Origin of the sequence: Brevibacillus sp. (assembly GCF_003521185.1) — a bacterium.
Taxonomy (GTDB): Bacteria; Bacillota; Bacilli; order Brevibacillales; family Brevibacillaceae; genus Brevibacillus; species Brevibacillus parabrevis.
This window is the reverse complement of the sequence record NZ_DOTK01000025.1, coordinates 95,378-120,214: the sequence shown is the minus strand read 5'-3', so window position 1 is coordinate 120,214 and position 24,837 is coordinate 95,378. Positions and strand designations below refer to the sequence as shown.

General features: G+C 49.6%; 22 protein-coding genes and 1 other annotated feature (1 of these 23 running past the window's edge). Of the genes, 6 read left to right on the top strand and 16 right to left on the bottom strand.

Going from position 1 to position 24,837, the window contains the following annotated elements:
* Positions 1 to 10: 10 nt before the first annotated feature.
* The 4 genes from DEP07_RS05725 to DEP07_RS27735 all read right to left on the bottom strand — a co-directional run bounded on the left by DEP07_RS05725 (position 11) and on the right by DEP07_RS27735 (position 5,401).
* Entirely contained in the window at positions 11 to 184 is a 174-nt protein-coding gene (locus DEP07_RS05725) for a hypothetical protein (protein ID WP_287102249.1), read from the bottom strand.
* Positions 185 to 356: 172 nt separating this feature from the next.
* Positions 357 to 476 (bottom strand): CPCC family cysteine-rich protein, encoded by a 120-nt coding sequence (locus DEP07_RS27740; protein ID WP_353772870.1) that lies wholly within the window; start codon positions 474 to 476, stop codon positions 357 to 359.
* Between the two features lie 240 nt (positions 477 to 716).
* Positions 717 to 1,088 carry a hypothetical protein gene (locus DEP07_RS05720; protein ID WP_122962861.1) on the bottom strand — a complete coding sequence of 124 codons (372 nt, stop codon included), beginning with the start codon at positions 1,086 to 1,088 and terminating at the stop codon, positions 717 to 719.
* Between the two features lie 11 nt (positions 1,089 to 1,099).
* Positions 1,100 to 5,401, bottom strand: coding sequence for a polymorphic toxin-type HINT domain-containing protein (locus tag DEP07_RS27735; RefSeq protein WP_353772869.1), 4,302 nt, complete (start codon positions 5,399 to 5,401; stop codon positions 1,100 to 1,102).
* A gap of 620 nt (positions 5,402 to 6,021) precedes the next feature.
* Between DEP07_RS27735 and DEP07_RS05705 the strand changes: the two genes are divergently transcribed.
* Positions 6,022 to 7,275 carry a helix-turn-helix domain-containing protein gene (locus tag DEP07_RS05705; protein WP_287102248.1) on the top strand — a complete coding sequence of 418 codons (1,254 nt, stop codon included), beginning with the start codon at positions 6,022 to 6,024 and terminating at the stop codon, positions 7,273 to 7,275.
* 139 nt (positions 7,276 to 7,414) lie between these two features.
* Here the strand turns inward: DEP07_RS05705 and DEP07_RS05700 are convergent, their stop codons facing one another.
* From DEP07_RS05700 to DEP07_RS05670, 7 genes are all read right to left on the bottom strand, one after another.
* Positions 7,415 to 7,591, bottom strand: a complete 177-nt coding sequence (locus tag DEP07_RS05700) for a hypothetical protein (protein WP_287102247.1) — start codon at positions 7,589 to 7,591, stop codon at positions 7,415 to 7,417.
* A gap of 74 nt (positions 7,592 to 7,665) precedes the next feature.
* Complete coding sequence (locus DEP07_RS05695; RefSeq protein ID WP_287102246.1) at positions 7,666 to 8,172, bottom strand: SMI1/KNR4 family protein; 507 nt, start codon at positions 8,170 to 8,172, stop codon at positions 7,666 to 7,668.
* Between the two features lie 17 nt (positions 8,173 to 8,189).
* Positions 8,190 to 9,266: an HNH endonuclease signature motif containing protein gene (locus tag DEP07_RS05690; protein WP_287102245.1), complete on the bottom strand. Its 1,077-nt coding sequence runs from the start codon at positions 9,264 to 9,266 to the stop codon at positions 8,190 to 8,192.
* A 475-nt stretch (positions 9,267 to 9,741) separates the two neighbouring features.
* Positions 9,742 to 10,605: an ABC transporter ATP-binding protein gene (locus tag DEP07_RS05685; protein ID WP_242772384.1), complete on the bottom strand. Its 864-nt coding sequence runs from the start codon at positions 10,603 to 10,605 to the stop codon at positions 9,742 to 9,744.
* A 4-nt stretch (positions 10,606 to 10,609) separates the two neighbouring features.
* Positions 10,610 to 13,486 carry an ABC transporter permease gene (locus DEP07_RS05680; RefSeq protein ID WP_280648232.1) on the bottom strand — a complete coding sequence of 959 codons (2,877 nt, stop codon included), beginning with the start codon at positions 13,484 to 13,486 and terminating at the stop codon, positions 10,610 to 10,612.
* An 18-nt stretch (positions 13,487 to 13,504) separates the two neighbouring features.
* A complete protein-coding gene (locus DEP07_RS05675; RefSeq protein ID WP_229049842.1) occupies positions 13,505 to 14,641 on the bottom strand; it encodes an efflux RND transporter periplasmic adaptor subunit in 1,137 nt (378 codons plus the stop codon).
* Positions 14,642 to 14,645: 4 nt separating this feature from the next.
* Positions 14,646 to 15,335 (bottom strand): ABC transporter ATP-binding protein, encoded by a 690-nt coding sequence (locus DEP07_RS05670; RefSeq protein WP_122962856.1) that lies wholly within the window; start codon positions 15,333 to 15,335, stop codon positions 14,646 to 14,648.
* 246 nt (positions 15,336 to 15,581) lie between these two features.
* On the opposite strand from DEP07_RS05670, the gene DEP07_RS05665 reads away from it, so the two are divergent.
* Genes DEP07_RS05665 through DEP07_RS05645 form a run of 5 tightly spaced genes read left to right on the top strand, consistent with a single transcriptional unit; the run spans position 15,582 to position 19,416 of the window.
* Positions 15,582 to 16,589, top strand: coding sequence for a helical backbone metal receptor (locus DEP07_RS05665; protein WP_173596069.1), 1,008 nt, complete (start codon positions 15,582 to 15,584; stop codon positions 16,587 to 16,589).
* A 19-nt stretch (positions 16,590 to 16,608) separates the two neighbouring features.
* Complete coding sequence (locus tag DEP07_RS05660) at positions 16,609 to 17,604, top strand: FecCD family ABC transporter permease (RefSeq protein ID WP_122962854.1); 996 nt, start codon at positions 16,609 to 16,611, stop codon at positions 17,602 to 17,604.
* A 1-nt stretch (position 17,605) separates the two neighbouring features.
* Entirely contained in the window at positions 17,606 to 18,385 is a 780-nt protein-coding gene (locus tag DEP07_RS05655; protein ID WP_122962853.1) for an ABC transporter ATP-binding protein, read from the top strand.
* Between the two features lie 25 nt (positions 18,386 to 18,410).
* Entirely contained in the window at positions 18,411 to 18,917 is a 507-nt protein-coding gene (locus DEP07_RS05650) for a HugZ family pyridoxamine 5'-phosphate oxidase (protein WP_122962852.1), read from the top strand.
* 28 nt (positions 18,918 to 18,945) lie between these two features.
* Positions 18,946 to 19,416, top strand: a complete 471-nt coding sequence (locus DEP07_RS05645) for a DinB family protein (RefSeq protein WP_122962851.1) — start codon at positions 18,946 to 18,948, stop codon at positions 19,414 to 19,416.
* A gap of 78 nt (positions 19,417 to 19,494) precedes the next feature.
* On the opposite strand, the gene DEP07_RS05640 is transcribed toward DEP07_RS05645, so the two are convergent.
* The 5 genes from DEP07_RS05640 to DEP07_RS05620 form a co-directional block, all read right to left on the bottom strand.
* On the bottom strand, positions 19,495 to 20,679 hold the full coding sequence (locus tag DEP07_RS05640) for a M20 family metallopeptidase (RefSeq protein WP_122962850.1): 1,185 nt from the start codon (positions 20,677 to 20,679) through the stop codon (positions 19,495 to 19,497).
* A gap of 58 nt (positions 20,680 to 20,737) precedes the next feature.
* Positions 20,738 to 21,967 carry a Zn-dependent hydrolase gene (locus DEP07_RS05635; RefSeq protein ID WP_173598448.1) on the bottom strand — a complete coding sequence of 410 codons (1,230 nt, stop codon included), beginning with the start codon at positions 21,965 to 21,967 and terminating at the stop codon, positions 20,738 to 20,740.
* A 130-nt stretch (positions 21,968 to 22,097) separates the two neighbouring features.
* A complete protein-coding gene (locus DEP07_RS05630; RefSeq protein WP_122962848.1) occupies positions 22,098 to 23,396 on the bottom strand; it encodes an ArsR family transcriptional regulator in 1,299 nt (432 codons plus the stop codon).
* Between the two features lie 72 nt (positions 23,397 to 23,468).
* Positions 23,469 to 24,005, bottom strand: a complete 537-nt coding sequence (locus DEP07_RS05625) for an HXXEE domain-containing protein (protein WP_173598450.1) — start codon at positions 24,003 to 24,005, stop codon at positions 23,469 to 23,471.
* Positions 24,006 to 24,017: 12 nt separating this feature from the next.
* A complete protein-coding gene (locus DEP07_RS05620) occupies positions 24,018 to 24,608 on the bottom strand; it encodes a TetR/AcrR family transcriptional regulator (protein WP_287102244.1) in 591 nt (196 codons plus the stop codon).
* A gap of 133 nt (positions 24,609 to 24,741) precedes the next feature.
* Positions 24,742 to 24,837 (top strand) — a binding site (T-box leader) (it continues 169 nt past the right edge of the window).

Here is a 24,837-nt window from a genome sequence, read left to right as displayed (position 1 = left end):
AAGAATTAGATTAGCATTCACAGTCAAACCTGACGATCCCTTGCCATTCGTCTTCATCCTGATACACGATTACTTTTTCGCCGGCTTTCAAAGCAAAAGTTTCAACAACAACGGGTGATATGGCAGGTTCGCCGTTCGTATTGTTACAAAAATTTGTGTCGATAAGGATGGATTTGAGTTTCATGGATTTTCTCCTGGAATTATTTTGTTTTCCATTTATTCGGAACTCTTGTGAAGACATTTGATAATACTTGTGCTTGTTCTAAAGTCGGTTTGGACCATCAGGAGGGACTCAGAAGCTGACGCCAGCTGAGTATCGACATCAGCTTGCTGCCCAGTGCTTTTTTCAATGTCCACTAAACAGGGGCTTGAGCAAGTGTCATGTGGTTGGAGAACTCTAGTAACTTGGATCTGTACTTCCTTCCATCATCTTCCCAAAAGCATACTGGGCAAATATCATAAAACAGGTCAATCATGGTAGTATCTGACCATAATCAACCTGCTAGGTGTAACCTAAAGTGTTATATAGGTTATAAAATTCAAGCGTTTAAGTACGTACAAGCATATTAGAGGAATATCATGCGGAGGTGATGAGGGTTAAGTTCTTTCGGAGTGTGCCGCCCGATTCATTTGGCACTGGGTGTGAAGGAGAGATAGAGAAGGTGGCAACTATTCAGCTACCACCCTCTTGTAATTATTTGTTCATTGCTTATTCTTTAACATCTATTTATGTCTACATCCAACACTTCAATTTCGTCATGATTTTTAAGTACACTTTTAAGCAGCATGGTTAAATAATAATCAAGTTTAAACTCCTCTCGTTCAACATCACATATATTGTCATTTGGCAAAATTGATAATACATAACCTTCTGTTTCACCAAATCCTTTATACCCTTGTAATACCACGCTCAGACCTAATAATGGAGATGAGATGAATAATGCTGGTACCTCATCATAAATTCTCTTCTCCTTCCCTCCAAATTTTAATCCCCCTAATATTTCCTTAGAAATAACGTTTCCTACTTCCTCTATTTCCAAGTTCGATTTTATTGTAACATCGCCCACGAGATAAGGTAATTTATCCATTCATGTCCTCCCTATTTAAATAAATTGTATCCATACGGTTTAACCTTTTGTTCGAACTCTGCCTCTGTCCAAACCCTAAATGTAAATGGTTTTCCAGGTTCCGTGCGATATCCATCAAAGGATTTTTTAAATACCTTCTCCAAGTCATCACATATAGCACCTAATTCCTTAAACCTTCTCGCATCCCTGAAAACAACGTTAGGGCCAAACTGAGAAGCCAATTTATCACTTACGATGAAAGCATCTACGTCAAAATCATTCGGGTCAAAAGGGCCCCCAGTGGAATATTTGGTGCCAGTTGCAAGAGACCCTCGATAACCAACTTTTGCATCGGGATATAGCTTTTTAATTTTTGTTACATAGGTAGTCATAATGTTGTAAACACTTTTAGCTATATCACACCATCCAATATTATGAACCCAAATGCCCAAGTCACTTACAAAGTAGGTATGGAAGTCAGCAACAGTAAAATTATATACCTCAACTGGCTCATCATGCTTAACAATCTTGATGTTGTCAATCGTCAAGGTATTTCCGTTACTCTGCTGTAACTTATCCCCCACCTTCAAGTCTGCCGCCAGTACCCAGCCTTTGCCTATTGCCCAAAACGGATGGTTATCGGTTGTCTCAATGACTTGGTCGCCTACAGTGAGTTCATAGATGATCTCCTTATCATTTCGATACAGATGCGTAACTACCTTGTAAGCCTGCTCACCAGTTTCTTCGTTCTTGGAAAGAACCTTATCTCCGACTTCAATGTCTTCGATATTTTTCTCCCCTGCGTCTGTTAAAATCTTTGTGCCTGCTGTAAAGCAGTTGCATTCAAATAAATCATCAATGGTCTTACCCGCTTTCTTGACTAGCTTTCCACCACTCTTAGCCAAACGAAACGCAGGAACCATGACTGCACCAGTTTCATAAATTACTATATCTCCGTTAAAGAGAAACTCGGCAAACTTTCCGTATTTATCACGCCCAGTCGCTTTGCTTGAATGGATGTAATAAACTAACTGATTCGTTAACTCCCCTTTCTCTTCTAGCACTTCTCCACCGCCAACGTTTACGTTGAGAGAAACATGCACGCTTCTGTTCAGAATCACTTCAAAAGCAATGACAGACATCAAGAAGTCTTCATTGTACGCACCCGTGATCGGGCCATCGTAGAACAGCATCGCCTGTAGGTTCTCTTGTGCTTGACGGATCGTTGCGCTTGGAATGGTGCTATTGTAGCGAGAGATTAAATATTGGATATCAAGCTCTTCATTCGGGTTCGTATTCACAACGCTTATTGGCACAAGAATTTGATATTGTTGTGCATCGGAAGCTACGACTTTAACAAAGTAGACGCCACTTTCAGCCCGTTGTCCGGGATTCCCTTTTGTGTAGATGCCATTCCAACTAAACGTATGGTATCCTGCTGGTTGGTTTGTTCTCGTCTCTTCATAGACAGGTCTTCCCTGCTTGATTACCTGAATCGTTACGCTTGGATGCGGATTTGAAAATCTCCATTGTACAGTTACTGATTTTTCAAAACCTGGTGTTGTATCCACTGCGAAATTACTGGAAATTCGTTTTGGACCATGAAAGCCTGCCTGATAGTTTCCACCGATTTCGGTGGACAATAGCGAAATGCCAGACTTTAATTGGGCTTGCATCTGGCTTTTATTCCAAACTACTTTTGCATAATAGGTCCCAGCCACTTCTGTAACAAACAACGTGTCTTCCTCATTCGCGTGGAAGGTTTTAAGCTCTGTTCCTTGTGAGTCCTCCAAGATGAGCATGTTATTTGTCACATAAAGGTTCATGTAAGCCATTTCTTCAGCCGTGAGCACAAAGTAGTCAACGTCATAGGGAGAAGACAATTTGTCCGTATAAATTTCATCCCATTCAGCCGGAATGGCTGTTTCTCTCGTGCTGTCCAAGTCTTCTTCAAATGTAAGTCGAGACTGCAAGGCAGATGCTGTTGTTTCAAGTTTAACGTAGTATGTTGTATTCGCTGTTGCGTCCCATTCGACTTTTGAAAATTTGGTGCCAAAAGGACCATCGTGATCGTCGTTGCTTGTCACTTCATTCTGCAAATTTACATCCGAATAAATATACAGTCTTGTATCTTGTTCAAGTCCATTATTTAAATACGGAGACGAAAAGATCCGGTGCTTACCAGAATGGTCCGGCGTCACTTTAAAGAAAGCCGCTGTGCGATTATTTTTATTTACATCCGTAAATGCATCGACACTCAAGTTCTCAAACTGCGGTTCATTGCCGCTGTCATTTGCGATTTGAATATGATCGTAGGAACCAAAAAAAGTGATCGGAGCTGCTGATGTTACGGTTACTTTAATCGCTCCACCTGCCGGAACTTGAAGCGAAGTAAGCGCTGAGTTTAACTCGCTGGAAACCAGTGAACCCGCGCTATCGTAGATTTCGTAGTCGTATCTCTCCACCACATTGATCGCATCGTATCTCAGTAGTTGGCTCTCCAGCAAAGATTTGTTTTTAAATGTAAGGTTCTGACCTTGAACAACGGTTTCTCTAATAATTGCAGGCTGTGTTCTTTCCAAGCCAACAAAATCCGAGGTGAAGGCTTCTAGCATGAGCGGATCATTGGAATGATTCGTAATGATCAATTTGCCACGCGGCGGAACTTGCATGGTAGAAATGGTTGCATCCATATCTTGTGAACGGATAGACCCATCCTGATTCAAGGTCACAAAATCAAACGACTTTGCTCCATTGGTACGGATATCTACACTTTGTTGCTGATCGGTTTGATTCACAAACTCATACGATTGAGTGTTCTCCAAAGTCTTTTGAATGATAGAGGAGGCACTCTGCAATTCCGGCCGAAATATTTGTTCGTATCCGCTAAACGTAACGGGCTCCTCTGATGTGACTGTAGCAAGAATAGTTGCATTCGCAGGGATGTTTCGATAGGAAACAGCGGCATTATGATGAGCAGAGGTAACCGTTCCGTTTTCCATCAACTGGTAACTAAACTTGCCTCCGCTGCTAATGGTGAGCAAGTCTGCATTCGCCTTGCCGATGTTCGTTACCGAGATACTGCTTCCTTTGCTGAGCCTCTGTGTAAATAGAGCAGGTCTCGATGTATCTTGCCCGATAAAATAAGATTTGAATGCCCGGAAGGTTACAGGCAACTCTGATGTTGCGGTAACGACAATCGTTCCACCTGCAGGGACAACTTTGGAAGATACGCCTGAATCAATATCCTGGTATAACGGGTCCCCGCTGCCGCTATAGATGGCATAGTTAAAAGTTCTTTTACCGGACGAATTTAAAGTCCCATCTGTATCTATGCTTTGGTTAGAACCTGACGTATTTACGAAAATATAAGATTGACCATTGTCCAACGTTTTCGTAATGATCGAATCCGCCGAAGTAAGGTCTTGCAAAATATCATAATAACCGGTAAAGGTAACAGGCGTATCACTGATTGTGGTTGCGATCAGCTTGCCACCAGCAGGGATGGAGAGAGAGGTATTTCCAGAGTCATAGGACTGTTGATAAGTAGATCCATCACTTTTTAACAACTGGTAACTGTAGCGTCTGCTGCTGGAGCCGTTTACCAAAACCGTCGTGCTTTCCGTTGCCGTATTGAATAGTTGAATGGTTTCCTCTTTTTTGAGTGTTTTTTTGATTAATGCCGGATGATCGTTTCTTTTCCCACTAAAGTAGCTTGTGAAAGCCTTAAAGGTAACGGGAATAGCTGACGTGGCAGTAACGACCATTTTCCCGCCAGCAGGGATCGTTTTGGAAGTAACCGTTGCATCGGCATCCTGGGCATGAGCGCTACCATCTGCTTTATATATGGCTGAATCGTATGTCTTCTTGGCACTGGACGAGTTTGAAGCGTTTGTTTTAATGACGTGGGTAGCCGTATCATCAAGATTTTCAAAAAGATAGGATTCCCCTGCTTCCAAAGTTACGAAAAGTAATGCATCGCTTACAGGTTCTTCGTCGTTAAAGTCATAATATCCAGCAAACGTAACGGGATCGTCGGCTGTCACTGTAGCGATGATTTTCCCGCCTGCGGGTATCGTTACGGTACTGGAAGCATAATCATAGGCTTCGGTTGATAAAGTACCATCTTCTTTATACGTTTGATAACTAAACTCTTTTGTTACACCTTCCACCTTGATGGAATTGTTAACCTCCCCGGTATTTACAAACGAGAAACTCTCTCCTGACGACGCTTCTTTTTTTACTAATGCCGGAGTAGTGCTCGCTTCAGAGATGACTTGACTGGTAGTAAAAGTGAAAGTAACGGGGTTTGACGAGGTAACTGTAACGACCATGTGCCCACCGGCACGAACGGACCTGGAAGTAGACTTTGAATCCGTATCATAATCGTAACCGGATCCGTCTGGCAGGTAGATGGCGTAATCGTACGTATTTGTACTCGTTGCGTTAGATTTTATGTACGTGGCATTCGTATGGATGTTCGTGAATTTATAAGACTCACCCTTTGATAAGGTGATGGATCCATCGTAAGCTGCTGCTAGTGCAAACTCTCCTTTTACCGAGGCTTCTTCTTCAAGATTAGCAGGCTCTGCTTCGGGTGTTTTTTCTGATGACGTGCCATCAGCAATCTCTTCTTCTGTATCGGTCTGGACAGGTTCTTCCGGAGGGGCGGTTACTGTTACGTTCCAGTGCCTTGGATTTCGCGGGGTTTGCCGTGCGCGGCGGGGGGCAACGTGACACCTACGGGAAATTTTTGCAGAACTTTAGTGTGGAGTGGGAGAGGTGGAGAATCTTCTTTGATTCCGAAAGAGATAGCTGATACAGGAGGGGATGGCTCAGGGAATAGGGGAGTGTGGCGGATTTTCGATAGGAACTTACAATAGTTTACAAAAAAATGTTCAAATGATAAAATTTGTAAAAACGAAAGGCTTGCAGGTTTTCGAGGAGGGGTATCATGCGGACTAACTTGGGTGACTTAGTATATGAACTACGAAAGAAGAACGGCTTAACACTGGAAGAATTGTCGGAGTTGTCGGGGGTGAACAAAAGCGTTCTAACTATGATTGAAGAGGGCGTAACGCAGAGACCCAGCTACGGGACAGTGAAGAAAATTGCCCAGGTACCTGGTTTTCCTTACAGCTCACTCATTGGCTGCTTCATAGAAACGGTTAAGAGTGGGGATACTTTAAGATTCATCCTCGAAGATGTGGTCAAGAAAAACTACGAAAGTCTGGTGAGCACAGTTGCTTATAAGTTTTTAGACTCACCAAGGACAGATACTTTTCTATCACTTGACTACCTGCTACAGTTCACAAGAAATCTTGATAATAGCAGGATAAAGATGGTGCTATTCGACACGATTATTTCTTATACGCGAATCAGGGGAATACCATTTTACCTTGCCAAAGCATTGTTTGAACGCTATCTAGCAGAACGTGATGATTTTACACGTTTGCGTGAAACCTACCACCGAGGTAGCGAGCTTATACATTACAGCGAACACCTTAGTACAGTCGAATATATTACTTTTTTCTACCGTATTGGCATCCACGCATATGCACTTAGGGAATATGACAAGTGTATCTACCTATGTAAAAAAGCACTAGATAAAGATGGCTTTGATAACCAGTTGAGAGCGGAAGCCTTATCTTCAATAGTCGCATCATACCTCAATATTGGGGATTACATTTTGGCTGACCTTTACCTTGAGGAATACACAAAGAGCCAATATTCCGACTATAAGAAAAATCACGCAAAGGCAATCATCCTCACTAAAAGTGGAAACTATGATTCGGCTATAGAGACCTATAAAGAATTATTGGAGTCGCTAGATCGTGAACGGCGAATTACTATACTGGTTGATCTCATTGAGGTTTACTTAATAGCAGGTAGAGGAGACTCTATAAGAGAGTTAATCGAATCGGAAAATCGCTACTTGCCTTCAGACAGTGTTAATAATCCTAGAAGGATAGAGAAGATGGCAAAATATCACTATCTAAAGGGGGAGTTTCTGATCTCGGTTGAAAGTCTGGAAGATGGAGCTAGTAACTATCTAAAAAGCGCGACTTACTACAAAAAAATAGGTCAGAGCCAAGGAGTTTTGCAAATTATAGGTAAAATTCTAAAATCTTATAAGGACTGCGAAGAAAAATTACCTCTGGATATTATGGAAAAAATTGTGCAAATATGTGATGATATTGATAAATAGTAGAAAGGAGGTTGTCTTGGTTGAAAAAAGTAATGCTCGCTCTCTACTTAATGGTGTTATGTGTAGGTGTATTACCAAGTGCAGACCCAACTCCGTATATTGTTACATTTATAGACCCAGAGTGGTAGGTTGGAATGTCCTAGATTTTGTGAACCGCGTACTGGTACTCTTTTTGGTCTTCTATCGGCAGCTCGATGAGTTTGTACTCCTGTAAGCTGTCGTTCAGTTCGAAGGTGCTGTCATCGTTTAGGTGTATGTCACCTTCTTCGCAACCGAAGTGTGCCATGATTGCTTCAACCGCTCTTACTTTCTCCATACGAATCATCCTTGTGATAGTTAAGTATTAAGAAAAAAGAGTGTAGAGAGAATATCTCTACACTCTTTAATTTGTCACTCCCATTCCCAAAAAGCAGCACCTTGGGAAATAATCAATCTGTCAAGCCATGTTTCAAAATTAAGGTTCACGTCGCAGGGGTCATCTTCATGGTCGAAGCGGACTAAATAGTTACGTGAACCTCGCCTTACTCGGTCTGCATCTATGAAGAAGTAGTCTCCGTTGTTTCTTGACACTGGCAGCAAATTTTTAGGCATGTCCTTAAATTTATGGTAACGATCTTTTATTCGTTCGAGGCTAAGCAGTTTATAACCGCCACCTGTCTTTTCGTCTTGAAATAGTTGAGCGCCGTTATGCAACAGTAAAAAGCTTCTGAAGTCGGCAGGTAGACGCACGTTCATCTCGTTCTCAAACTGAACGACCTCTTGCTCCGTAGCTGGGGGATTGAACGTGAACACAGCACGATAAACGCCCCCTTTATCCAATTGGACTGCCATAGAGTTGTTTTCGTCAAGTCTATCCTTTAAAGCTTTTAGTATAGACGCAACCAGACTATCATTCAAGCCCACATCACCTCAGATTAATAATCATCGCCTTGTGGTACATACTTACCGTAATTTCTCCACCATGGGGTTACTTCATCATCATGAAAGTCCTCAGGTAGAGGAATCAGATTATTATAACTATTGTCTCCTCCATAGGATAGTGGAATGATGTGGTGGATGTCAACATCGTTCCAATTAAAGTCAGGACTTCCATGTCTATTTTCATACCATTTAACATATTTGGATCTCATGTTATTGTCCCTTGGCTCACGTTGATTATTAGGCACCCAAGGAAGGTCTGCTCGTTCAGGCTCAAACATTACGATACCACTGTTATCATCCTCATATACAGGATACTCGATAGCTTTTTTATTGAGAAGGTAGGCAGTTCCAACGTCATAGTCAGGCATTGAGGTTCCATCTGACCATGTAGCAACTGTCGAGCAAATATTTCGCCAAAAGTGTGTATATTGAACAGAAATAGGGTCACTAAACTTCCTACTTCCTTCATACAAATCTCTCCCTGCTTTGAAGGTGAATTTCAAGTCATCTTCGTCTTTGTATTTCGCATTTCGTTTGTCTGCATATTGAAGTGTAGCTGTTCCACTCACCAATGCAGGAGATGTACCGTCAATATCCTCGATTTCGGCGTATATGATTAATTCTGCGTTCCTACTGTCCATGAGATAACCACTTTCAACGCGCACTTTATTTATTTTTGCAGCCGCATTGATTTTATGTGAGGATTTCACTTCACCTACTACTTTGTAAGGATTTTTTCCCGCCTTTATAGCGTTTGTCCATTCGAGTTGCCGCTTTTCAGATAGTTCTCCCAGGTTGCTTTTCAATTCCTGCTCGACCTCTTCTAAAACTTCCGACTGTTTTGTTTCTATCTCTTCGATACTTAACACTTCGTTAGAAGAACTATCGCTTGTGATCTCAAAGACGATAGAAGATGCCTTTTTTAACTCGCCACTTGCAATCCTTTCTTCAATTTTTGCAATTGCGTCTGACTTTTTCTCCGTAGTGTCTTTCGCATAAGAACCTGCGGGACTAAAAAGAAGACTTAGTAGACTCAATGCTGTAACTACACTAGCCATGCTTTTTCTCATGTAATTACCTCATATAGTAATATTTGGGTTACGATGCAATTATAGTATGTCGAAATTTGGTTGTAAAATAGGAATTTATAACTATATTTGTAATATATTTATAAATATTCCCTCTTTTGACGCCTGCATGATCTCTTCATCCTTGGAAGGGTATTGTGCAGGGTTGGGGGGGAGAAGTTGGTTGACGATTGCTTCAATAACTTGGTTTCAGTTCCTGTATACACTTGCGGCCTCTACCGTTTCCTGTAGGGACTGTTTGTACTTCCTGAGCAGACTATATGATGATGCTGTCAATGAGTTGTTCGCTTGTCATTTGCGTAATTCTCATCGACAAACTAATTTGTTCGCGAATAAAAAATAAGCCATTTCCGTTTAGAACGTATTGGAAAAACAGCCAGTAGCTTTTCATAGCAAAAACAGACACGTCACATATACGTGTCTGTTTTCTAACAAATCCCTGCCCCCAAACCAAAATCTACCGCCGCGGCGGGAAGAGAACGATTCGATCATCCTGCAACTCGATCCGCAGCTTGCCGTCTGCCTGGATCGCCTGGAGGTACTCCATCGGGATTTGCAGCCGTCCAGCCTGGTCAAGCACTGCCCATTCTTCATGGGAATCCGCCTCTTCTCCTGCTGAACCGCCGCTGTCCTCTTCTGTTCCTTTTCGCCGCAACAACTCGCTGGACGTCTTTCCGTCCCGGATCGCTACGACGCGATCCACCTTGCGCGCAAGCTCCAGGTCATGCGTCACGATCACGACGGTAAGACCGAACGAACGGTTCAGCTCCTGAAACAAATCGAGAATAATCGCCGCTGTGCGGGTGTCTACGCTTCCCGTCGGCTCGTCAGCCAACAGCAGCTTTGGGTTGTTTGCCAAAGCAATGGCGATCGCCACTCGCTGCTGCTCGCCACCGGACAGCTCGCTCAGCTTGTTCTTTTTGCGATGGCCCAGCCCGACCAGTTCCAGCAGTTCGTGCGCCCGCTCGCGTTTTCGCATGCCGCGAAGCAGCATCGGCATCTCTACATTTTGCAAAGCCGAGAGATACGGGATCAGGTTGCGCGCGTTGTTTTGCCAGACAAAGCCGACCGTCTGCAAACGATATTGCACCAATTCCCTCGGCGTCAACCGAAACAAATCCGCTCCCGCGACCGACAGCTTTCCGGCCGAGGGACGATCCAGTCCCCCCAGCATGTTCAGAAGCGTTGACTTTCCGCTCCCGCTATTTCCGATAATTCCCATCAATTCCCCGTTCTCCACACGCAGATCCAATCCTTGCAGCGCCACTACTTCCAGATCGTTAGCCTTGTAGATTTTAACCAAGTTTTCGCACACAATCATCTGCTTAGTCCTCCCCCAGCTTGACGGCCTGGTGAATCTGCATGCGCGACAGCAAAAACCCTACAATGCCGATTCCGATCGCAAGCGTCACCGCAATAAACGTATAGATCACTTGCTCATCTTGCGGCATCGAGACGACGGTAAAGGGCGGCACTTGCTTGTCCGCATGCAAGTAGAGACGCAGTGCCGGCAAAAACAGGATGTTGGACAGCTTGCCTGCCGCCATTCCGATCGCAAAAGCAAAGCCGAACGTCAACAGCTGCTCCCAGGCCAGGATGGACAAAAGCTGCCTGAACGGCATGCCCATCGCGCGGAACACGCCGTATTGCAATTTCCTTGCTCCCAGTGTCAGTACCCAATACATCACGTACCCGATAAAAGTAACGAGCATCGACAGCAAAAATCCGAGCGTCAGCGAGCCGTTCAGTCCGAGGTAAAAGGCGTTGTTTTTCACCGTGATCAGCTGCTGCCTGGCATTGTCCAGCATGGCGAGCTTGACCCCGCCTTGGGCCAAACTTTTGTAGAGCGACTCGGAGGATGCCCCAGCCTTCATTTTGATCCAGACCTCATAAGGCTCCAGCCGAATCTTGTCCTGGACAAAAGGCAAGTTGGCCACAGCCAGGTACTGTTCCTGCATTTTGCTTGTATACGTGCTTTTGACTGGCGCCGGACTCCATCCCGGCCAGTAGTCGACGATCGCATATACAACCATCTCAACCCGGCGCGAATTGCCCCATCCCATCAGGATCGTTTGCCCCTCCACAACGTGCAGCTTGTCGGCGAGCGAACGGGACAACAAAAGCGCCTGCGGTTCTTTTGCCAGCAAGTTCAAATATTCATGAAAATGATGCGGCAGCAAACCAGGCTTGATCCAGGCCGTCTGCCCGAACTCTTTTGGATCGATCCCCATCAAGGTAATATCTGACACCGGATCTCCCTGAAAAGCGGCCTCGGCCAGTCCATTTACGTATACCTTCGCGGCATGCTCCACTTCCGGCAAGCTGGTGAACACTTGAAAATCCGGCTCGATATACTGAACAGGAGGCGCTACAGGCTCTTTTTCCGCGCTCTCGCCTTCCTCTGCGTTGTTGCCCCGCCTAAAGACCATGACAGGTGGCTTGTCGCTCTCCCACTCGGTTTTCAGCCGGATGTCGGCACCTGTTCCGTAGCGGATTCGCTCTTCCGCATTTTGATTAATGGTCCGCGCCGTGCTTGCGCTGTACATCCCGACTGCAACGGTAATCGTCACAAAGAGCATGAGAAAATGATACTGGCGCGGCGACCTGCCTACCTGGACCAGCGTAGTATGCAGCGAGAGCGGAAAGACCGAGCGCCCCGCCCACGACAGCAACCGCAGCAACCACGGGTACAGCCGGAGGCAGAGCAAGCCAAAGCCTAGCGAAAACAGAACAGGCACAAAAAAGAGCAGGAAGTCTACGGAGATGTCCGAAGCCCCTTCCGTCACTTTGGCGGCGTTTTCCACGGCGAGTCGGTGCGAATACCAGCCATACCACGATATCGCAAGCAGCAGTACATCGAGGAAAAGCCGATGCCAGACCGCCGAGCCACTCATTCGCGCGAGACTTTGCTTATGCGTTACTATATTTTGTCTCGTAGCGAAAAACACCGACAACAGCAAAAGCCCGATACATGCAAGCACCGTCCACGCCGCGTAAGCAAAAACCTCGCTGTTTACGGCGATCTCCAGCCCTTTGCGATCGACAAATTCGAGAAACCCGTTGGAAATGCCCAATATTTTGCTGAGCTGAACCCCGACAAAAGGCCCGAGCAGAAAAGCGCACAATCCGAGAATGCCTATCTCCATTAAATAGATAAAAAAGATTTGCAGCCGACTCGCTCCACGGCTCCCGAGCACTGCAATCTCTGTGCGCTGCCTCTCCACAATCAAGCCGGAAACCATGACCAAATACAGACCGAGCATCAGAAAAATCGGGATGTAGAGCGACCAAAGAATCAGCTTGAACTGCTTCGCCTGCTCCTCGTATTTTTTCGCGATACTGCCTGCTGGAAACTGAATGCCGTACTCCGCCCCCTTCAAACCTTGCTGCTTCAAATACGCTTCCATCCCCGCTACGACAGAAAGCAACTGTTCCGTATCGGGAATGCGAAACGACTGATACTGCATGGCCACGTACATCTGGGCAAATATAACGAGATTCTTTTCCTGCAAAAAAACGCTGCGCAATAGTTGCTCGTCCAAAATAAAGCCTTTTTCGTATTCGGACGCGGTGACAAACCAATACGGATCGTTTCCCTCTTTTTCCTTGAATACGCCAACTGGCTTGACTCGTACCGCGAGTCCTTTTGCCTTATCTGTCGTCAGCTCATACAAACTTCCCAGGACCATTTTTCTATCCCGCAAAGCTTTTTCCGTCACAAGCGCTTCCAGCACGCCATCTACTTGCGTTGCAGCCGGCATTCGCCCATCGACCAGAGTCATATGCTTTTCCAGCTCACTCAAGGAATAGAGCGGCGTACTATCGGGGCTGGCAGCCTTTGTTCCTTGCAGCCGGGATGGCGCAGCGTCAAAAGGGACTGTCCGCAAAACGGTGACATGTTCGAGTACAGGCACACCCAGCGGAGCAATCACCTCGTTTTGCAAATGGACGGCCATATTGTCGAAAAGGGCTGCGCTATTCTCCACTGGTTTGTTCAAATTGACGGAGACGAGCAGGCCGCCAGGGAAGTGCTTCACCTTGTTTTGGTATTCCTCCAGCTCCTTTGTGAGCAAACGCTGGAGAACCCCTGACGTGAAGGCAGGAATGCTGGAAACCAATCCTACAGCGACGATCAGCCCGATCAGCAAACTGCCGACAAGCCAGCGGTTATTTATCATTTTTCGCAGGATCATCTGCACCATCGCCACGACATTGTCCCCCTATTCCAAAATAATCAGTTGGCCTGCCACAAGACCCTTGCGAATTTCGACCTCCGTCTGGTTCATGATCCCGATCTCCACGTCCACTTCCTTCTTGCTCTTGCCGTCCAAGACGCGCACGTAATTTCTGCCCGCTATTTCATGCAGCGCTTTTCGCGGGATAATCAGTGTCTGCTCCGCTTTGTCCACGATGACCTCAATGCTGACTCCCGTTCCGATTTCCAGTCCCTGCGCAAACGTTTTCGGGGAGATGAGCAAGCTTCGCTGATACAAATTGCTCAAATCTTCCGGCAAATTTTCCGGGACGTGAAGCGGTGTCTGTACGACTGTTCCCTCTATTTTATCTCCGCCGTTAACAGAGATAATGACGTTCATGCCTTCCTTGACATCTTTCAGAGCCTCTCGCTCCGGAGCGGTGTAAATGACGTACAGCTTGCTCGGATCGCCTACAGTGACGAGCGTTTGGTGCGCGTCCACCTCATCGCCTACTTGCTCGTTGCTGACGAAGATGACGATTCCGTCAAAAGGCGCCACCAGCTTGGTCTGCGTCCAGCGTTTTTGCAGATTGTCCAGCTCCATTTGCTTTTGCTTCACATTCAGCTTCGCCCGCTCCACGGCGTACTTGCGTTCTTGCGGGTCCTGCAATTTTGCCAGCTCCAAAAGAGCCTTGTCCCACTCGATCTTGGCCAGCTTCGTCTCACTCGCCTTGGCGTTCATCTCCGCCTTCAGAGCATCCAGCTTGGCCGATTCCACTTCGTAATGATTGTCGCGCTGGGCATCCAGCAGCTCCAGCTTGGCTTTTTCCACCTCGTAGCGGGCGGATTCGATCTCCCGCTCCAGATCGGCGGCATCCAGCTCAGCCAGCACTTGCCCTTTTTTCACCCGCTCCCCGCTTTGGGCAGCAAACGACTTCAGGCGCAGTCCTTTTGTCTCGGGAAAAGATAGCTCCACCGTATTCGCGGTCGTAAACGTACTGTTGCCTTTGACGCTTTTCACGATTGATCCTTGCGTCACTTCGGCAACCTCGTACGTAATCGGAGATGGCTCCACCAGCGGCGGCGCCAAAGCTTCCTCTTCCTTTGGCAACAGGGAACAGCCTGTCAACATCACGGCCAACGATACATACAGCCACTTCATCTGCTTACCTCGAACCGCGTACCGTCTTGATGCGACCGTCCTCCAATTCATAGACATCATCCGCCACCTCCATTACCCCAGGATCGTGTGTGGTCATGACGATACTCATTTCGCCTTCATCCACCAAGCGGCGAAACAAACGGCTGATCTGCAGCCCTGTTTTGCTGTCTAGCTCGGCTGTCGGCTCATCTGCCAAAAGCAGTGTCGGCCTGCTCGCAATCGCTCTGGCAATCGCACATCGCTGCTGTTCTCCTCCGGACATCTCGAACGGCCGATGCTGTGCCCGTTTGGACAATCCCACGAAGTCAAGAGATTCACCGACACGCTCCTTCCATGTCGCAGCAGACGCTCCGGACAGGCGCAGCCCAAACTCGACGTTTTCCGCCGCTGACATGAGTGGAAGCAAGCCAAACGATTGAAAAATAAAGCCCATGTGCTTTTTCCTGATTTTGGTGCGCGCATGATCAGGAAGCTTGCCGATTTCACGGCCCTCGAAATAAACGCTGCCTGACGTCGGGCGATCAAGGCCGCCCAGCAGATTTAAAAGAGTCGTCTTGCCTGACCCTGATCTTCCTTTTAAAACTAGCAATCTTCCTTTTTCCACGTGCATTTCTACACCTTGCAGCGCTCGAACGGCAGCCGCCCCTCGGCCAAATATGCGTTCTACGCTTTTTGTCTCTGCAATCAAAGTCACGATGACACCCCCGAAAATAAATTTTTAAATAGATAGAATATTATAGTAACGAAAATAATGACTTCTTTTCCATGAAAATGCAATAAAGCAATATAAAATAAAATAAACCGTTACTTTATTTCTTTTTGTTTCCAGTTCTATTCCTATTCAAAATTCTTATTGATAATAGTAATCATTCTCTAATATAATCATCCCAAAAGACAAAGATATTGATTCTCATTATCAAGTAACGGGAGGCTATACATCGTGAAGCAAGCAGGATGGAAAATGGGCATGATGGCGTTGCTGTTGACAAGTGCAGTCGGGTGCAGCAACACGCAACCTGCCGAACCGGCGAAGGATTCAAGCGCAACCGCACAACAACCAGCTACAGAACAACAGACAACCTCGTCCTCAACAGAGAAAGCGGCTGCCGCAATTAGCGTGGACGAGAAACAGGCAGCAGAGCTGCTGGCGCAATTCCAGGGTCACTCTCCTGCCAAAGTCGTAACGATCTCCGTCGCGATTACCGAAATCATGAACGAGCTAGGCATTGCCCCGATCGGAGTGCCTACGACCAGCAGCAAGCTGCCTGCTGCTCTGGACAGCGTGCCCCGGATCGGGACGTCGCACCAGCCTGACCTGGAGCAAATCGCCAAGCTCCAGCCGGAAATCGTCCTCGGCCCCAGCTCCATCAAAGACAGTGTCGACAAAAAATTGAAGCCTGCGGGCACGCCAACCGCTTATTTGCCCGTCGATTCCCTCGATGAGCTGAAGCTGTCCACAGTCGTGCTCGGACGCCTTTTCAAACAGGAAGCGAAAGCAGAACAACTGCTCGGCAAAATCGCGGAACAGGAAAAAACCGCCATCGAGGCGACGAAGGGCAAGCCGGCTCCCAAAGTGCTGTTTTTGTTCGGCTCGGCTGAAGCGCTCATGGTCATGAATGAAAACACGTTCGCCGGAAGCATCGCCCGCAACCTGGGGGCTGTCAACGTAGCTGCCGATACACTCAAACAAACGCAAACCTACGCTCCTTTGAACATGGAGAGCATCATCGCGGCCAATCCGGATGCCATCTTGCTTGTAGCGCACGGCGATCCGAATGCTGTAGCGAAAAAATTCGAAGAAGACGTGAAAAAGAACGGCGCCTGGGAAAAAATGAACGCCTTCAAAAATGGCAAAATGCAGTCGCTTGATTTCAGTACGTTCGGCACGGCTTCTCTCGTCAACGCCCCTGCGGCCTATCAGCAGCTTGCGGACATCCTGTACAAGTAAGCAATAAGGAGCTTTTGCCGTGAGCCAGAACCACTCAAACAAAAAAACAGTCGTGTTGGGAATCGCCTGCCTGCTGCTTCTGCTGGCTACGCTGCTCTCTGTCGGGCTCGGGAGTGTGCAGCTATCGCTGTGGGAAACAATGACAACGGTACTGGGGCAAGGGACTGAAGCCAACCATACCATCCTGTGGGACATTCGGATTCCCCGCGTTTTCCTTGCGCTCTTGATTGGCGCCAATCTCGCCGCATCCGGAGCGCTGTTGCAGGCTGTCATGCAAAACCCGCTGGCTGATCCCGGGCTGACCGGAGTGTCCAGCGGTGCAGCCGTCACGGTTTTGTTCATTATGCTGGTGGTGCCCGGCTATTCCGCTCTCATCCCGCTTTTTGCCATCCTCGGAGGCGGGGTCGCTGCCTTGATGGTTTACATATGGGCCTGGAAAAAGCAGGGGGGCTTCACTCCTGTGCGCATCATCCTGTCTGGTGTCGCCGTCAATGCCGTATTTGGCGGCGTCATCGGCCTGTTGTCCATTTTGTACAGCGACAAGCTGCCAGCGGCTCTGCAATGGATGAACGGGAGCCTGTCCGGGAAAAGCATGAGCGATGTGCTGACGATCCTCCCCTACTCGGTCGCCGGGTGGATCGCCGCTCTGTTATGCATTCGCTCCGCCAACATTTTGCGCCTGGGCGAGCAGGTCGCGCACAATCTCGGGCAAAACTTGAATCGGCTCCGCTTCACCTTGTCCCTGATCGCCGTCTACCTCGCTGCCATCTCCGTATCGACCGTGGGACTGGTCGGTTTTGTCGGGCTGATCGTCCCGCATATGGCGCGCATGCTGATGGGCTCCGATTACCGGATGAACCTGCCTTTCGGACTTGTCCTCGGCTCTCTCGTCCTGCTCGTAGCGGATACGCTGGGACGGACGCTTTTTGCACCGCTCGAAATTCCGGCAGGGATCGTCATGGCGATTGTCGGCGGCCCCTACTTCCTTTACCTGATGCGAAAAGGAGGACAGTGAAGTGCTACATGTACAGTCGTTGAATATAAATTACGGGAGCAAACGAATCGTCAACGATTTTTCCCTGACGATCGAGGAAGGGGAAATCGTTTCGATCATCGGACCAAACGGCTCAGGCAAATCGACCGTGCTCAAAGCGATCTCGCGCCTGATTCCTTGCGAGAGCGGCTGTGTGCGCATCGCGGGCCAACTGGCGGACAGCATGAGCATGAAGCAGCTGTCCCGCGTCATGTGCATGCTGTGCCAATCCAACTCCTGTCCCTCGGATGTCACCGTCGAGGAACTCGTCGGATATGGTCGTGTTCCGCACAAAAAATGGTATGAACGACTCGATGCAAACGATTTTGAAATCGTCGACTGGGCCTTGCAGCAAACAGGCATGGACAGCTACCGGAAGCGCTATCTGGCTTCCCTGTCCGGCGGGGAAGCCCAACGAGCCTGGATTGCCATGGCCTTGGCCCAGAAACCGAAGCTTCTCTTGCTCGATGAACCGACAACGTATTTGGACATCGCCCACCAGCTGGACGTGCTGGAGCTGGTAGCAAAGCTGAATAAGGAATTACAGCTCACGGTTGTGATGGTGCTGCACGATCTGAACCACGCCAGCACTTACAGCGACAAGATTTGCGTCATCAAGGACGGGGACATTCGCGTATTCGGCAAGCCCCAGGATGTCTTTACGATGGAGCTGATTCGCAGCGTCTACGGCGTCGACACGGAAATTCAATATACGCCAGACAGCAAAAGCCCGCGTATCCACGTCCTGAAAAAAGCACAATAATTTACGAAAAGCGAGGGATGCTCGTATGAAAGCAATGGACAAAGAAGCGATGAAGGTTCAGTACCAGACGTTTGCGGCCGGTATGAAAACACTCATGCTCAGCACAATCGACGAGCATGGAACGCCGTTTATCTCCTATGCCCCGTTCGTCAAGCACAACGGAAATTTTTATATTTACATCAGCAAAATCGCCAATCACTACCGTTACCTGGAAGAACAGCCGGGAGTCGATGCGATGCTGATTGAAGACGAATCCAAGACAGCGAATCTGTTTGCCCGCCAGCGCGCCCGCTTCGTCTGCACAGCCCGCAACATCGGCAACACCGGACATGATGAGATATTCGCCCAGTTCGAACAGCGCTTCGGCAAAAGCATGATGGATATGCTGCGCGGCCTCGACTTCTCCCTGTTCGAGCTTGAGCCATCGGAAGGCCGCTACGTTGCCGGATTTGGTCAGGCGTACGACATCGACCTGGCCGCGGACAAATTCGTGCACGTCAACCGGGACGGCCATTCCCAATCAGCCAAATAGACATTCACGCCAACAGGAGGGCAATTTCATGACTACATATTCAACTGCATTGACACTGTGGCTCACCATCCAGGAGAGATTCCACAAAACAGCCAAAAGCATGCCGGAAGAAGATTTGAAGCTCCGCATGGGCGCGGCATCCATCGGCTATATGCTCAGACATAACGCCGAGGTGGAATACATGTTTGCCGACTGGTATTTCGGGCAAAGCATCCCGGCAGACGTTCAGCTTTTGACGAAAAACGGGCCTGTCGAGGGAAAAGAATTTACCAACATGCGCGAGCTTGCCGATTTCATGACAGCCTCCAACGACCATCTGCTTGCCGGAATGCAGAACATGTCGGAAGAAGCGTGGACGACGCCTGTGACGACGCCGCTCGGTACGTCGACCCCGCTCGAAGCATTGGGACGCCTCATGTACCACACAGGCATCCACGCCGGACAAATCTCGCAAATTCAGCGAGCGTTCCATGCAAAAGAAAAAGAGCGCACGCATTAAAGCGCCGCTCTACACAAAAAAATCGCCCCTCGTCACGATCCAGCGGACGAAAGGGCGATTTTTTCATTGGCAATTGCGTCAGGACATGACGATTTTTCTGGCTGCGTTCAAAAACATTTTCACGCCGATTTCCAGCGCATCCTCGTCGATGGTAAAGCGCGGATGATGGTGCGGGTAAGTGATCCCCTTTTCCTTGTTTCCGGCCGCGACATAGAAGAAGCAGCCCGGAGCTTTTTGCTGGAAGGCGGAAAAGTCTTCGCCGCCCATCGTCGGACGCATATGCTCGACCCACTCTTCGCCCAGCGCTTCCACGACGACCTCTTCCATCAGACGCGTCACTTCCGCATCGTTGATTACCGGACGGTAGCCGAACTCGTATTTGAACTGATAGCTCGCGCCGTGTGCTTCGGTAATCCCTTTGATCACGCGCTCCATCAGGCCGGGAATGGACTCCCGCAACGTTTGGTCAAAGCTGCGCACCGTCCCGCAAATTTCTACCGAGCCAGGAATGACGTTGTGAGTAGTCCCGCCGACAAACTGCGTGACGGACAGCACCAGGTTGTCGAGCGGATCGGCATTGCGCGAGACGATATGCTGCAAATTGGTTACGACTTGTGCCGCAACGGCGATGCTGTCGATTGTTTCATGCGGAAGCGCGGCATGGCCGCCTTTTCCCACTACAGTGATCCAGAACGTGTCAGGCGCTGCCATCATTGGTCCCGGGCAAATGCCGACTGTCCCGAACTCCATCGTCGCCCACAGGTGCGTCCCGATGACGATATCCACGCCATCCATTACACCTGCCTGCACCATCTCCTCCGCACCGCCTGGAAACACTTCTTCGGCGTGCTGGAACAAAAAGCGCACTTCGCCCTTGATCTGCTCTTTCATGCCGGACAAAATTTTCGCAGTACCAAGCAGCATCGAGGTATGTCCGTCGTGCCCGCAAGCGTGCATCACGCCCGGATTTTTCGAGACAAATTCAAAGCTGTTTTCTTCCGTGATCGGGAGCGCGTCCATGTCCGCGCGCATCGCCAGCACTTTTCCCGGCTCGGAGCCGATAAGCCGCGCCATCACACTGTTTTTCGTCGGTCTGCTCACTTCCAGGTTGCCAAAAGACAAAAGCGTCTCATAGACGAATTGCGCTGTCTTCTCTTCGTGGAAGGACAGCTCGGGATGCTCGTGCAAGTAGCGTCTCCACGCTATGACTTGCTCTTTGACCGCTCCGGCCGCCTGGTTCAAATCTGTCACTGTCGCTGTCATCGTTGTCTCCTCCTCGCCCGGCGAACGGCTTTGGAGCGCCTGTCCGCCTGCCTGCTCTCTATATTTGCTTTGCCAAAGTCAAAACGGTTCGGTACAACACCTTCGCTCCGTCCGCGCAATCCTCCATAGTCGAGTATTCCGCCGGATTGTGGCTGATGCCGTCTTTGGAGCGGATGAAAATCATCCCGACCGGACACAAATCGACCAGCTGCATGCAGTCGTGCCCCGCTCCGCTAGGGAGTCGGAACACTTCCAAGCCTTCCGCTGCACAGCCGTCCGCCGCAGCCTCCTGAATGCTGTCCGAGCATACCGCTGGCGCGATCCGCTGCAACAACTCCACTTTCAGCGTCACGTTGCGCTCTGCGCAAATCGCCTTGGCCCGATCGCAAATGCGCCGTTCCACGTCATCGCGAATCAACTCGTCCACATCGCGCAAGTCGAGCGAGAACTCTACCCGGCCCGGAATCACGTTGACCCCGCCAGGAAACGCCTGGATTTGTCCGACTGTCCCGACGCTGGTTCTCGTCCGGGCAGCTTCGTCTTCGATGGCGAGCATCACGCGTGCGGCCGCAGCCAGCGGATCACGGCGCAAATTCATCGGGGTAGCTCCGGCATGCCCTGCCTCGCCTTCCAAAATGAATTTCATCCAGAGCGGCCCCGCTACACCTGTGACGATTCCGACGGACAAACCGCGGCTTTCCAGCACTTTGCCCTGTTCGATATGCAGCTCCACATACGCCTTGACGCTGCCAGGCGCGCGTGCGGCAAGGCCCGTCTGGTCAGGATCAAGCCCGACCTGGCGCATCGCCTCGGCTATGGTGATTCCGTCCTTGTCTGCCTGCTCCAGCTCGCTTCTTTTGATCAGTCCGGCAATCGCCCGGCTTCCGATCATCCCGTAGCCAAACCGCGTTCCTTCCTCGTCCGTCAAAGCAAGCACCTCAATCGGGTGCTCCGTCTCAATTCCCTGCTCATTCATCGTCTGCAAAATTTCCACGCCTGCCAAAACGCCAAGAGGCCCGTCAAAATCTCCGCCATTCGGCACGGAGTCGATATGCGAGCCAACCAAAACAACAGGTGCCGAAGGATTTTTCCCTTCTTTGCGTCCAATCAGATTGCCTACTTCATCCTCGCGAACGTCAAGCCCTGCTTCCTTCATGAAGGAAGCTACGAGATCTTTTGCCGCACGCTCCTCGGGGGTAAACGACAGCCGCGTTATCCCTCCAGCTTCCTGGGCGCCAATCTTGCCCAACTGCCCCAGCCGATCCCACAACCGATCCGCATTGATCATGACGAGTGACTCCTCCCTTATCCAACCGCTTATTAACGGTTGATTTACGGCTATGTCCCTAATTGTATAATAGTCTGTCTATTTTGAAAAGAAAAAAGCGTGTCGCCACGCCTCCCAAATAACGCACTTATCACAAGGAAATCCGGTACACTTTGCGCGGACGGCCGCGCGGATTCGGACTCTCCTCGCCGACGACTTGCGCGATGCCTTTCGACTCCAGCTCGATCAATATCCGGCGGGCGCTGCGTGGCAAAATTTGCATATGCGAAGCCAACTCATGCGCGTTGATCTCTTGCTTGCCCCGCTTTTTCAAAATCGACTCCAGCTTGGACAAAGTCATGACGCTTAACGACGTCAACTGGCTCAGTTCCTGCAACTTTTCCGAGTCGTAGCGATAGGCGATCTGCTCCTCCCGTCCCAGTGGCCCAAGAACGCTTTTGTCGTCCAAAAACACCATCCAGTTGCCAGCTCCCCGCTCCTTGGCGTGAAGCAGTGCCGTGCCGCCGTGAATTTCCGCTTCGTAAGCCGTTTTGCCGATGCCGATGCCGCACGTGACCAGATCGGGGCGAATCCCGAACAGCTCCTCCAGATCGGGAATCGTGGCGTAGTCAGACGTGACCTCCTGCACTTTTCCGCGCGTGGTAAAAATCACGTAGCGCCCCGGCCCGGCCGTCTTCAGCGAGCCTTGCAAATACTTGGCGTAGCGCAAGAGCTTTTCCATCGTCTTGATCTCGGCATTTTGCCATTCATCCGTGGAAAAATTGCCGCCCGCAAGCTCGCGGAACGGATCGATTTCCATCATCTGCACCGCGATCTGCGTATCCTTGAAGTGGAGCATCTCGTGCGTGCGCAAAAGCATGTGGATGACAGACAGCACGCCCGCTTTTGTCGGCACGACGCGATGTACCGGGACACCGCGGCGCAAAAGCTCCTGCTCAGCCGTTCGCAGGCAAGTGACCGCTGCCTTTGTCTTGCCTTCCTGCCATAGCTTTTCGTGAAAATCCGCCAGCTCGCTGGCCAAAATCGCGCCCTCGTAATGTTTGAGCCAGCGAAAGCCTTCTGCTATGCCCGCTTCCTGCAAAAAGTGTCCAAGCTCTTCCGCGGTGAACGTGTCGAAGCTCACCTCGTCTACGCGAATCCCGAGCTGGTGGGACAAATGCAGCAACGTTCGGTACAAGCTCGCGCCAATGTGCGGCACATAGGCTGTCGGCACCTGGATTTTGCCCGTCTGGCTCGCCATCGCATGCGGAACCTGGCCGGAAAAAAGCCACATGTCCACCTCGTCCAGGTGCGGCAGCAGCAAATCCGGAATGTCTTCTTCTCTCCAATACACAATCGGCAAGCATTCAATCTCGGGAAACTCCTGCACAGCCGATTCGATGATCGCAAGCGAATCATCCGCGCCGATCACGCCTAGTCGCAGCCTCAATACTCGTCCCTCTTTCACGCTTTTTTCCTAGAATAGCAAAAATTTGCGCCGGCAAACAGCCACCGCCTTCCGTTAACGGGCGACCAGACTGCCTGCTGCCTGCCCGATCCGGTGCGCCGCGTACAAAATGGGCACGACCAGCAAACAGTAAGGCAGCGTGCTCCAGACGAGCGACCATGTGACCAGACCCGCTTCGAACAAGCGGACATACGTGTACACGCTGTAGGGCAGAACCAAAATCACGGCAGTTGCCACGCCAGGTGTGTACGTGCGCAGCGCAATCGTATGCCCGAGATGGGTGAAGACATGCAGAAACATGACGTGCAGGCAGACCAGGAACAACGGCAAATAAGTTCCCTGTGGCAGTGTGGCAGCCGCAAGCACGACCGCAGCAGAGAGGACAGCGAAAATGCACGCGACTGCCACGGCAAACTGTGCGGTACTCATGGACAGAGACGGCTCCAGCCATTTTTGCAGGCCGCGGGGAACCTTTTGCATGATCTGCTCCCGCTTCACCCGGAGCCAGCTTTCGACCATGATGATTTCCTCCAGATCGTGAAAGACAAACACAACCAGCAACAGCCAAATGAGATGCGTCAACTCACCCATGCGTCATCCCCCTCATCGCTTTTCCTGCAAAATTCCGTGCGCCAAAAAGCATACGGCTTCCTCGGCGAGCTGCTCGGGCGGCTTTTCCCCGGTCAGCAAAAAGCGGGCCGTCAGCCGGTAGCATACGGCGACCATCGCTTCTGCGGCCACTTCAGGCGACAAAGCGGCGCGGACGTGTCCGGCAGCCTGATTTTGCCGCAAGTTGGCGCTTACCATCGCTGCCAGCTTGCGGTGCAGCTTCTCTCCTGCTTCCGCCTGATACAGGACAATCTGCGTCAATTCGGGCCGCTCCTGAAAGAACTCAAACAGAGCGACGAGATTTTCGCGCACCTGGTCGAAGACGTCTGCTTTGCCCAACGCCGTTACCTTGCTCCCTCCGTCAGCAAGCTCCCACAGCCGGGAAAAAAATTCGTCCATAAGCTGCTGGTACAGCCCTTCCTTGCTCTCGAAATACTGGTAAAAGGAAGCTTGCGTCAGCCCCGCCGCCTTGACGATGTCGCTCACCCGCGCGCGATGAAACCCTTTCGCCGCAAATTCAGAAGCTGCCGCCGCAAGCAGTCGGCCACGGCTTTGCTCGCCTTTTGGCAATTTGCTCTCCTCCATCTCCCCACCCCCAAAAGTAACTCAACAGTTATATAACTCATGAGTTACTTTTACATTTTTTGGCTTATTTTGTCAATCCCCTCTTGCTTTTTTGATTGGTACTGCGTAAAATGATTGCTCAAAGGGTATCTTTTTAATGGCAATGAGGAAGAAGAGTAGTCATTTTTCGAGACGACAGAGAGCTGATGGTTGGTGCGAATCAGTGTTGAGGGAATGATGAATGGGCTTC

Excerpts from the sequence above, each read along its gene's own strand:
- DEP07_RS05725 (WP_287102249.1), bottom strand. The coding sequence starts at position 184 with ATGAAACTCAAATCCATCCTTATCGACACAAATTTTTGTAACAATACG.
- DEP07_RS27740 (WP_353772870.1), bottom strand. The coding sequence starts at position 476 with ATGATTGACCTGTTTTATGATATTTGCCCAGTATGCTTTTGGGAAGAT.
- DEP07_RS05720 (WP_122962861.1), bottom strand. The coding sequence starts at position 1,088 with ATGGATAAATTACCTTATCTCGTGGGCGATGTTACAATAAAATCGAAC.
- DEP07_RS27735 (WP_353772869.1), bottom strand. The coding sequence starts at position 5,401 with ATGGTCGTTACAGTTACCTCGTCAAACCCCGTTACTTTCACTTTTACT.
- DEP07_RS05705 (WP_287102248.1), top strand. The coding sequence starts at position 6,022 with ATGCGGACTAACTTGGGTGACTTAGTATATGAACTACGAAAGAAGAAC.
- DEP07_RS05700 (WP_287102247.1), bottom strand. The coding sequence starts at position 7,591 with ATGGAGAAAGTAAGAGCGGTTGAAGCAATCATGGCACACTTCGGTTGC.
- DEP07_RS05690 (WP_287102245.1), bottom strand. The coding sequence starts at position 9,266 with ATGAGAAAAAGCATGGCTAGTGTAGTTACAGCATTGAGTCTACTAAGT.
- DEP07_RS05685 (WP_242772384.1), bottom strand. The coding sequence starts at position 10,605 with ATGATTGTGTGCGAAAACTTGGTTAAAATCTACAAGGCTAACGATCTG.
- DEP07_RS05680 (WP_280648232.1), bottom strand. The coding sequence starts at position 13,486 with ATGGTGCAGATGATCCTGCGAAAAATGATAAATAACCGCTGGCTTGTC.
- DEP07_RS05675 (WP_229049842.1), bottom strand. The coding sequence starts at position 14,641 with ATGAAGTGGCTGTATGTATCGTTGGCCGTGATGTTGACAGGCTGTTCC.
- DEP07_RS05650 (WP_122962852.1), top strand. The coding sequence starts at position 18,411 with ATGAAAGCAATGGACAAAGAAGCGATGAAGGTTCAGTACCAGACGTTT.
- DEP07_RS05645 (WP_122962851.1), top strand. The coding sequence starts at position 18,946 with ATGACTACATATTCAACTGCATTGACACTGTGGCTCACCATCCAGGAG.
- DEP07_RS05640 (WP_122962850.1), bottom strand. The coding sequence starts at position 20,679 with ATGACAGCGACAGTGACAGATTTGAACCAGGCGGCCGGAGCGGTCAAA.
- DEP07_RS05635 (WP_173598448.1), bottom strand. The coding sequence starts at position 21,967 with ATGATCAATGCGGATCGGTTGTGGGATCGGCTGGGGCAGTTGGGCAAG.
- DEP07_RS05625 (WP_173598450.1), bottom strand. The coding sequence starts at position 24,005 with ATGGGTGAGTTGACGCATCTCATTTGGCTGTTGCTGGTTGTGTTTGTC.
- DEP07_RS05620 (WP_287102244.1), bottom strand. The coding sequence starts at position 24,608 with ATGGAGGAGAGCAAATTGCCAAAAGGCGAGCAAAGCCGTGGCCGACTG.